Source organism: Streptomyces sp. SID5910, assembly GCF_009862125.1.
In the GTDB taxonomy this organism is placed as follows: Bacteria; Actinomycetota; Actinomycetes; order Streptomycetales; family Streptomycetaceae; genus Streptomyces.
Genome location: NZ_WWHX01000190.1, coordinates 1 through 9,510, shown reverse-complemented (window position 1 = coordinate 9,510; position 9,510 = coordinate 1). Strand labels below are relative to the sequence as shown.

Annotated in this window: 8 protein-coding genes; 3 read left to right on the top strand and 5 right to left on the bottom strand. The window is 72.9% G+C overall.

Features of this window, described 5'->3' with window-relative positions; translation table 11 throughout:
* The coding region (locus GTW67_RS06495; protein ID WP_161163838.1) for a cold-shock protein at positions 1–175 on the bottom strand (175 nt) is incomplete at its 3' end.
* Positions 176–551: 376 nt separating this feature from the next.
* Here GTW67_RS06495 and GTW67_RS06490 point away from each other — a divergent pair.
* Positions 552–1,286, top strand: coding sequence for a L,D-transpeptidase family protein (locus tag GTW67_RS06490; RefSeq protein ID WP_161163837.1), 735 nt, complete (start codon positions 552–554; stop codon positions 1,284–1,286).
* A gap of 79 nt (positions 1,287–1,365) precedes the next feature.
* On the opposite strand, the gene GTW67_RS38105 is transcribed toward GTW67_RS06490, so the two are convergent.
* The 4 genes from GTW67_RS38105 to GTW67_RS06470 form a co-directional block, all read right to left on the bottom strand.
* Positions 1,366–4,989, bottom strand: a complete 3,624-nt coding sequence (locus GTW67_RS38105) for a TIM-barrel domain-containing protein (RefSeq protein ID WP_161163836.1) — start codon at positions 4,987–4,989, stop codon at positions 1,366–1,368.
* Positions 4,990–5,305: 316 nt separating this feature from the next.
* Positions 5,306–5,530: a hypothetical protein gene (locus GTW67_RS06480; protein ID WP_161163835.1), complete on the bottom strand. Its 225-nt coding sequence runs from the start codon at positions 5,528–5,530 to the stop codon at positions 5,306–5,308.
* A 210-nt stretch (positions 5,531–5,740) separates the two neighbouring features.
* Entirely contained in the window at positions 5,741–6,184 is a 444-nt protein-coding gene (locus GTW67_RS06475) for a hypothetical protein (protein ID WP_524539750.1), read from the bottom strand.
* 123 nt (positions 6,185–6,307) lie between these two features.
* Positions 6,308–7,378 (bottom strand): aldo/keto reductase, encoded by a 1,071-nt coding sequence (locus GTW67_RS06470; protein WP_161163834.1) that lies wholly within the window; start codon positions 7,376–7,378, stop codon positions 6,308–6,310.
* A 135-nt stretch (positions 7,379–7,513) separates the two neighbouring features.
* Here GTW67_RS06470 and GTW67_RS06465 point away from each other — a divergent pair, with 135 nt between their 5' ends.
* A complete protein-coding gene (locus GTW67_RS06465; protein WP_161163833.1) occupies positions 7,514–8,134 on the top strand; it encodes a TetR/AcrR family transcriptional regulator in 621 nt (206 codons plus the stop codon).
* 181 nt (positions 8,135–8,315) lie between these two features.
* The coding region (locus tag GTW67_RS06460) for a discoidin domain-containing protein (protein ID WP_161163832.1) at positions 8,316–9,510 on the top strand (1,195 nt) is incomplete at its 3' end.

The window sequence follows — 9,510 nt, the reverse complement described above, 5'->3', positions numbered from 1 at the left end:
TGCCCTTCTGGCCCTGGGTGATGTCGAAGGTGACAGCCTGGCCTTCCTGGAGCTCGCGGTACCCGCTGGCGTTGATGTTGGAGTAGTGCGCGAAGACGTCGGGGCCGCCGCCGTCCTGCGCGATGAAGCCGAAGCCCTTTTCCGAGTTGAACCACTTGACGGTACCGCTGGCCATGCCTTTGCCTTTCAGCCGATATCGGATCCGCACCGCGCGGACCCGGAGGTGGTCGTCGGGTCCAAGGCACTGCACAGCAGACCGCCCGCACCACGGTGCGGGCGGTCGGGTCGAACCACGACATCTGTCTCTGACGCTACACGGCATGTCCGCGCCTCACCAGTGAGTAAGGGGTCCGAGCATGAACGGTGTTGCGCCCTCGGGTGCGTCCGCGGCCGCCCGGTCCGAGCTGTCCGGCGGCGTCGGGGGCCCCTTCCGTCACTCCCCGCGCACGATGTCGTCGTGCGCCATACGGGCGAGACCCGGGGCGTCGGCACGACCCGGTCGCGCGGGTGGTCAACCAATGAGGTGCCCACCTACCGAACCGGAGGTTGAGATGAGCGTCAGGAAAGCCCTGGCCCTGGGGGTCGGCGCGGTGATGTGCACCGGCCTGCTGGGAACGGGCTGCGCCTCGCGGACGCCCGACGGACCCCCCGCGCGGCAGGCGTCGCCCCGCCCCGCTCCGGCGGCTCCCACCGCCCGGCCGCTTCCCGGGCTCGGGCCCGCCGTCCGGGCCCGGGTGCCCGCGGCCGCGGGGCAGGTCCTGGTGGTCCGGGGTGCGTCACAGGACGCCAACCGGGCCCAGGTGGTGCTCTACGAACGGCACCCCGTGCGGGGCTGGGAGGCCGTGGCGGGCCCCTGGTCGGCGCACAACGGGCTGCGCGGCTGGACGGAGGGCCACAGCGCGGGAGACCTGCGTACGCCCGTCGGCGTCTACGGCATCAGTGACGCGGGAGGCCGGCTGCCGGACCCGGGCACCCGCCTGCCCTACGACCAGGACCCGGAGTTCGCGCTCTCGGGCACCGGCCACCTGGGTGAGGACCTGGAGGGCTCCTTCGACTACGTGATCGCCGTCGACTACAACCGGGTGCCCGGCACCACCCCGCTGGACAAGACCCGGCCCCTGGGCGAGGGCAAGGGCGGCGGGGTGTGGATCCACGTGGACCACGGCGGGCCGACCAACGCCTGCGTGTCCCTGGACGAGGAGCACATGCGCGCACTGCTGCGCGCCCTGGACCCGGACCGGAGGCCGGTCGTCGTCATGGGGCCCGCCCCGGCGCTGGCGCGGTAGCGGGACACGGCGGCAACGGCCCCGCCACGGCCCGGGCGTGTGCCGTGGGCCGTGGCGGGACCGGTGCGGTGCGCGCGGGTCAGTTCTGCGTGGCCCGCCAGCGCTGCCGGGCTCCCCCTTCGTCGGCGGACTGGACGACGAGGCCGTCGGCGCCGGCGGTCAGGGTGAGTCCGCTGTGCCGTGCCTTCAGGGTGAGCGTCCCGTCCTGCGCGGTGACGTTCCACTGCTGGTTGGCGGTGCCGGTGCAGGTGTACTGGACCACCGTGGCACCGGCGGCCTGGGAACTGCCGGCCACGTCGGCGCAGAGGCCGCTGCCGGCGTTCTTCAGCTGGTAGGTGCCGTCGTCGTTCCGGGTGACGTTCCACTTCTGCGCCGCCGACGTGGAGGCCGCGCCGACCCGCAACTGGCCCGCGTCCGTGTCGCCGGGCGCCTCCAGCTGCTCGTCGCCCCCGGTGTGGGCCAGGGCGTACTGGCCGTCCGGGATCGCCGGCGGCACGACCTCCTCGTCACCCACGTCCATCGCGAAGACGTGCACGGCGCTGTTCGCCGGCAGGGTGACGGCGGCGACGTCCTTGGCCGGGTCGATGCGCAGCGTCTTGGTGTAGAGGCGGTAGTCGACGGTGTCGTAGGCGGGGCCGGCCGGGGTGTTCTTGCCCTTCGTGGTGATCGCGGTCTTCGCGCCGTACTGGTCGGCGGGCAGGCAGCACCAGTTGGGGAAGCCGAGCTTGGCCTCGGTGGTGGTGCCGTCGGTGTAGTGGACGGTCGCGGTGCCCTCGGCCGTGCCGCTGGTCCCCGTGCCGAGGAAGGCCAGCGCGTTGCCCTTCTCGTCGCCGGAGACCTGGACGGTCTGGCCCTTGCCCGTCACGTTGTCGGGGGTGCCCGGTGCCGCGTCGGGCCAGGTGAAGGAGAAGCCGTTCGCCTGAACGGCGGCGCCCGGGGTGACGCCCTTCTGGGCCAGCCGTTCCGCGATGAAGCTGGAGCCGCCGCCGTCGATGTCGCCGGGCTTCGGGTCGTCCTGCTTCGTCACGCCGACGTTGTCGGCGGCCGAGGCGAGCGAGGAGTGCGCCAGGGTGGTGGCGGTCCGGGTGTCCACGGAGTACGTGCCGTGCTGCCGGGTCGTGTACGAGGCCCGGGCGGAGAGGTCGTACTTGCCCGGGGCGGCGCCCTTCGGGGGTGTCACGGTGAAGCGCGCCGTGAAGGTGCCGCCGTCGGGCAGGGCACGGGTGCCCGTTGGCCCGGCCGCGGCCACCTGCCAGCCCTCGGGGGCGGCGACGGCCGATCCGGTGACCGTGACCGGCTTGCCGGTGCCGTTGGTGACGGCGACGTCGACCTGCTGGGACTCCCCGATGGTGCCGATGGCGGCGGTACGGGCGTGGAGGGCGACGGCACGGTCCTCGGGGTGGGTGCCGCCGACGGAGGCGGCTCCGTCGATGCGCACGGTCAGCTGCTTGCCCGAGGAGACCTGGGCGGTCTTGACGTGCACGACGCCGGTGCCGGCGTCGTAGTACCAGCCGGACGGCGCGGCCTCCAGCGCGCGCTCGGACGCCACCTCGCGCAGCCGCTTGCCGTCGGCGCGGACGCCGGACGGGTCGGTGTCGGTGTGCACGGTCAGGCCGTAGCGCCGCTGGGCGGGCTTGCCGTCGTACGCGCCCTTGAGTGCGCCGATGCGGATGTCCACGGGGCCGCGGCGGCGGGCGTCGGGCGCGCTCACGGTGATGCGCTGCGTGGCCGACTCGCCCTTGGCGGCGGCCTGGGTGCGGCCGTCGTCCTCGTAGAGGGTGAAGGCGGAGTCGCCCTCGGGGTAGAGGTCGAGGTCGAGGCGGCCCGACTTCTTGCCCTGCGCCCAGTCGGTGGTGCCCTCGGGGAACATGGGCACGACGGCGCCGGCGCGCACGAACAGCGGGAGGGTGTCCAGCGGCGCCTGGTAGCCGTCCAGGGTCTGTCCGCCCTCGTACACGCGGCCGGTCCAGTAGTCGACCCAGCGGCCCTCGGGCAGGTGGATGCCGTCGCGGACGTCGCTGTCCTCGTAGACGGGGGCGACGAGGAGGTCGTCGCCGGCGAGGAACTCGTACTTCGCCTTGTCGCCCCAAGTGTCGGGGTCGTTCGGGTAGTTGAGGTACAGGGGGCGGGTGGGGCCGACGCCGGTCTTCGAGGCGTTCGCCAGGTGCGTGTAGAGGTAGGGCAGCAGCCGCTCGTGCAGCAGCAGGTACTTCTTGTTGATCGCCGTGTAGGGCGCGCCGTACCGCCAGGGCTGCTTGTCGCTCGCCGCCCAGCCGCTCATGGCGTAGGTCATCGGCAGCAGCATCTTCCACTGGAGGTCGCGCACATAGGTCTCGGCGCTGCCGCCGAAGATGCCGTCGACGTCGCCGGTGGTGACGGGCTGCCCGGACATGGTGGAACCGGCGTAGGTGGGGATCTGCCAGCGGATGTAGTCCCACGAGCCGGACTGGTCGCCGCTCCACGTCGCGCCGCAGCGCTGGGTGCCGGCCCAGCCCTCGATGGTGAGCACGCTCGCCCGGTCGGCGCTGTGCTGCTCGATGCCGTCCCGGGCCTTCTCGCAGGCGTCCAGGGCGAAGCGGTAGCCGGGTCCGACCCAGGCGACGTCGGTCTTGCGCACCCGCACGCCGGCGGCGACCTCGGACTCCTGCTCGGTCAGGTCGGCCTCGGTCCACAGCCCGAGTTCGGAGCCGTGCCCGTGCAGCATGTCGCCGGTCGCGGGGAGGTCCTCGTAGCCGCAGCCGTAGCCGTCGTTGACGAGCATCCAGCCGAGTGGCATGCCCTCCTTGGCGTAGCCGTCGGCGATGGCGCGGGAGTCGCGCAGGGTCTCGCGTTCACCGCGGTTGGCGTTGTGCAGGTAGCAGTCGGCGTCGCCGAGTTCCATGGCGTACATGGGCAGCAGGGCGGGGCGGCCGGTGAGTTCGGTGTAGCCGTCGATGACCTGCTTGGCGTCGCCGACGAAGTAGTAGGCGTCGAAGCGCTGTTCCTGGTGGGTGGTGCGCACCGGTGCGCCGAAGTCGTAGCGGCCGGGGGCGAAGGTGTTGCGCAGGACGCCGTAGCCGTTGCTGGAGAGGTAGAACGGCGCCGCGTTGGGGTTGCCGCCGTCGTTCCAGTCGTAGTCGCGGCTGATGTCGATGCTCTGGCCGCGGTGGCTGAAGCGGCCGTTCTGCATGCCGCCGCCGAAGAACTGCTCCCGGGCGCCCTGTCCGAGGGTCTGCGCGGTGCCGTCGGCGGACCAGGACAGCGGTGCGGTCTCCCGCCACAGCTGCTTGCCGTGCTCGTCGGCGAGGGCCAGGGTGACGGGCGACTTGGTGACCGTCAGGGTCGCCTCGTCGGTGCGGATGACGTAGGCGTCGCGGGTCTCGGTGTGTCTGGAGTGGGCGCCCTTGTAGTCGGTCTTGACGACGATGTCGGCGTCCGGGGCCTCGGGGTCCGCGGGGTCGTCGTTCGCCGGGTCGGTGAAGTGGCCGTCGGGGGCGAGGCGGACGCGGAAGAGGTCGTCGTCGGGGAAGCTGATGCGGAGCTTCGCGTCGCCCGAGGAGACGGTGTAGGTGTCGCCGTCCGCGGTGAAGCCGGTGGCCTCGCCGAGCCGGCCGTCGGCGGCGGCGGAGGCGTCGCGGGGGCCCGCGTACGACGGCACCGCGGCCGTGAGCAGCGCCGCGGCCAGGGCGGCGGCGAGCAGACGCGCTCGGGACTGACCGTTCATGGTGCCCTCCGGGGTCGGTCGGCGCTGCGGCCCGCGTGCGCGTGGGGGCGACCGGTGCGTCCCGAGGCAACAGGCGTGGCACAGCTGGCATTTCGGGCAGAACGACAAGACTCCCCCGGTGAGCTGTCCGCGTCACCGCCGGAGCGCTGTCGGTGCACGACTCTGGCGGGCCCGGCCCGGACATGTCAATACGTGCTCGATGCAAAGCCGTTTCGAGCAGTTCCGAGCACGACGGGCGGGGTTCGGTTGTCCGGTGGCGCGACTCGACGCCCGGCCGCACGTCGGGGCGCACGTCCGGTCACACGTCGGGGTGCTGTCAGAAAAGGCGTTCCTGCGCGCCGGCCGGCTTCGGGCGCGGCCGGTCGCGGCGTGGGGTGGCCCGCTCGGGGGCCTCGTCGCCGAACAGGGGTGCCGTGCCGTACTCGTCGGGCTCGGCCGGGACGGTGGCGGGACCCGTGCCCACGTTCAGCCGCAGCGGGGCTTCCCGGTCGAAGTCCCCCGGGGTCATCGCCGTCCACTCCCGGTCCTGCCGCTCACCCACGCACCGACACCTCTCTCGCACCGCGAGCCGCGGTTGCCGCCGCTCGGCCTGTTGTGAGGGATTCTGCCCGGTCCGCGCCCCGCCTCACCGGGCGCGTCGGGCATCACGAGGCTCAGCTCACTGGTGTGGCCCCGCGCACGGGGGAGAACGCGGGGCCACACGAGCAAGCTATCGGAGTGGTCCGCCGCCCACCAGTCCGGGCTCGGTGCGTCAGGCCGCTCGCTCGCGGTCCCGCACCGCGCGCAGGTGCGGGGCGGCGGTGCGGACGGCGCTGACCCGGTAGGTCGTCCTGGCCGGGTCGGTCACGGGGTCGCCGAGCGTGATCCGGCCGGCGGCGTGCAGCGCGTCGCACTCGGCGGTCGGCAGGGCGACGTAGCAGCCCCCCTTGCCGGTGGCGGAGTCCAGCGGCCGCCAGTAGCTGTATCTGCGCCGGCCGCCCTCCCGGACGGTGACGAAGACGGGGGTGCGGGTGTCGGAGACGATCCGCAGGACGTCGGACTCCGCGGTGCTGAGGGGGCCGCCGCCCGTGCGGGGCCGCCGGCGCCCCGGGGCGGGCACGGCGCCGAGGGGAGGGACGGCACCGAGCCGGGCGGGGCGGCCGGTCGCGCGCGGGGCGGCGGTCTGCGGGAGCAGGGCGGTGGGCGGCATCGGCATGGCCTTTCCAGGTCAGTGACTCGAGACCGCCTACCCGGTCCGGCCGGTGTTGATCTCGCTTTCGGCCGCATTCTTCAGTACGGCACTGACAATGCCCCTGCCCCGCGCTCCCGTTGCGACGCCTCAGCCCTGGAACGGGGCCGCGCCCGCGCCCGCCTTCGCCAGGGGGTGGGGGTTGAGGCGGGCGAAGCCCTCCTGCCGCTCGTAGGGGAAGTAGGGGTAGGGGGCGGGCCGGGCGCTCGCGGCGTCGAGGCGGGCGACCTGGTCCTCGGTCAGGGACCAGCCGACGGCGCCCAGGTTCTGCCGGAGCTGCTCCTCGTTGCGGGCCCCGATGAGGACCGAGGAGACGGTCGGGCGCCGCAGCAGCCAGTTGATGGCGATCTGGGGGACGGTCCTGCCCGTCTCCTCGGCGACGGCGTCGAGCGCGTCCACCACGCGGTAGAGCTGCTCGTCCTCGACGGGCGGGCCGTAGTCGGCCGTGGCGTGCAGCCGGCTGCCGGCGGGGAGCGGCTGCCCACGGCGAATGCGGCCCGTCAGCCGTCCCCAGCCCAGGGGGCTCCAGACGACGGCCCCGACACCCTCCTCGACGCCCAGCGGCATGAGTTCCCACTCGTAGTCCCGGCCGACGAGGGAGTAGTAGACCTGGTGCGCCGCGTACCGCTGGTACCCGTGCCGGTCCGCGTCGGCCAGCGACTTCATCAGCTGCCATCCGCTGAAGTTCGAGACGCCGGTGTAGCGGAGCTTTCCGGCGCGGACGAGGTCGTCGAGGGTGGACAGCACCTCGTGGACCGGGGTCCGCGCGTCGTAGGCGTGCAGCTGGAAGAGGTCGATGTAGTCCGTGTCCAGCCGGCGCAGGGCCTCGTCGACCGCCTTGATCAGCCGGGCCCGCGAGGTGCCCGCGTCCGCGGGTCCGTCGCCGGTCGGCAGGCCGGCCTTGGTGGAGATGATCACCTGGTCGCGGCGTCCCTTGAGGGCGGCGCCGAGCACTTCCTCCGACGCGCCGGCGGAGTAGACGTCGGCGGTGTCGAACATGTTCACCCCCGCCTCCAGGCAGATGTCGACCAGCTTGCGCGCCTGCGCCTCGTCGGTGTCGCCCCACGCGCCGAAGAGCTCCCCGCGTCCGCCGAAGGTGCCCGCGCCGAAGCTGAGTGCCGGAACCATGAGCCCGGACGCGCCCAGTCGCCTGTATTCCATCGTCGTATCCCCTCGTTCGGCCGTTCCGCCGGCAACGCGGCAGGACGGACACCAACCATTTAACGGGACGTGCGTTCCGTTAAGATGTCCAGAGACTAGCACCGAACCAGCGCCTAATGGAACCGGAGTACCGTTATGACGTCTGACAGCGTGGAGCCGGGCACCGTCCGCCCGGGTGGCCGCACGGCTCGGGTGCGGTCCGCCGTGCTGCGGGCCGCCGGTGACGCCCTGGCCGAGCACGGCCTGGCCGGCCTGGACCTCGCCGACGTGGCCCGGCGCGCAGAGGTCGGCAGGACCACGGTCTACCGCCGCTGGGGGACCCCGGCCAACCTGGTCGCGGACCTGCTCACGGACATGGCCGAGCAGTCCCTCCCGCGCACGGACACGGGCAGCCTCGCGGGCGACCTGCTCGCCAACGCCCGTCTCGTGCAGCGCACGCTGGCCGACGCGCGGCAGGGCGCGCTGTTCAAGGCGATGATCGCCGCCGCGACCTGTGACGCGCAGGCGGCGGCCGCCCTGCGCCGCTTCTACGACACCCGAATCGCGGAGTGGGAGCCCTGCGCCCGGGGGGCCGTCGAGCGCGGCGAACTGCCCGAGGGCACCGACACGCGCGAGGTGATCCGCGCGGTGTCCGCCCCCCTGTACTACCGCCTGCTGACCACGGGCGAGCCGCTCGACGAGGCGGCCGCGGACCGCGCCGCGGAAGCCGCGGTGGCGGCGGCGCGGGCGGGGGTCTTCGCGGCGGCCGGGGACTGAGGGGGAGCGGGCTCCTCGGGGGGAGCCGGGGAGCCCGCGGGCATTTTCGGCCGCGGGCTTTTTCTCTCGTCCAAAGCCTTGCCCGATTGATGCCTCACCACTTAAATCACAGCTTGAACTAAGCGGCTTCACAAAGCCGTTCGCCCCGACAGCCCTGTCCGCACCCGCAGAAAGCTCACGCATGAGACTCAGATCCCTGGGTGTCGCGCTCGTCGCCACGGCGGCGCTCGTCACCCTTCCCGCACCGGTGACGGCCTCCGCGGCCGACACCCCCCTCTCCCAGGGCCGCACGGTCACGGCCTCGTCGACCGAGAACGCCGGAACGGCCCCCGGCAACGCCGTCGACGGCGACACCGGCACGAGGTGGTCGTCGGCCGCGAGCGACAACCAGTGGCTTCAGGTCGACCTCGGCGCCACGGCCTCCGTCACCCGGGTCGTCCTCGACTGGGAGGCCGCGTACGGCAAGGACTACCGGATCCAGCTCTCCCCGGACGGGAACACCTGGACCGACGCGAAGACGGTGACCGGCGGCGACGGCGGCACCGACACCCTGGACGTCTCGGGGCAGGGCCGCTACGTCCGGATGCAGGGCGTCCACCGGGCCACCCCCTGGGGCTACTCCCTGTGGGAGTTCCAGGTCTTCGGCACCACCGGCGGCACCACGCCCGGTGCCTGCGGCACGGACAACGCGGCCCGCGGCAGGCCCGCCTCCGCCTCCTCCGTCGAGAACGCCGGGACCCCCGCCTCCGCCGCCTTCGACGGCGACGCCGGCACCCGCTGGTCCAGCCAGGCGTCCGACCCGCAGTGGGTGCAGGTCGACCTGGGTGCGGTACGGGACCTGTGCAAGGTCGACCTCAGCTGGGAGGCCGCCTACGCCAAGGAGTTCCGCATCGAGGCCTCCTCGGACGGACAGAGCTGGCACACCCTCAAGAGCGTGACGGGAGCCACCGGCGGCAAGGCCTCCTACGACGTCAGCGGCTCGGGCCGGTACGTCCGCGTCCAGGGCACGGTCCGCGCCACCGGCTACGGCTACTCGCTGTGGGAGGTCGCCGTCCACACCGGCACGACCGGCACTCCCCCGGTCGAGGGCGGCGGTGACCTGGGTCCGAACGTCATCGTCGTGGACCCCTCCACGCCGAACCTCCAGCAGAAGTTCGACCAGGTCTTCGCCCAGCAGGAGACGAGCCAGTTCGGCAGCGGGCGCTACCAGTTCCTGATGAAGCCGGGCACCTACAACGGCATCAACGCCCAACTCGGCTTCTACACCTCCGTCTCCGGGCTCGGACTCAACCCGGACGACACGCAGATCAACGGTGACATCACCGTGGACGCCGGCTGGTTCAACGGCAACGCCACCCAGAACTTCTGGCGTTCGG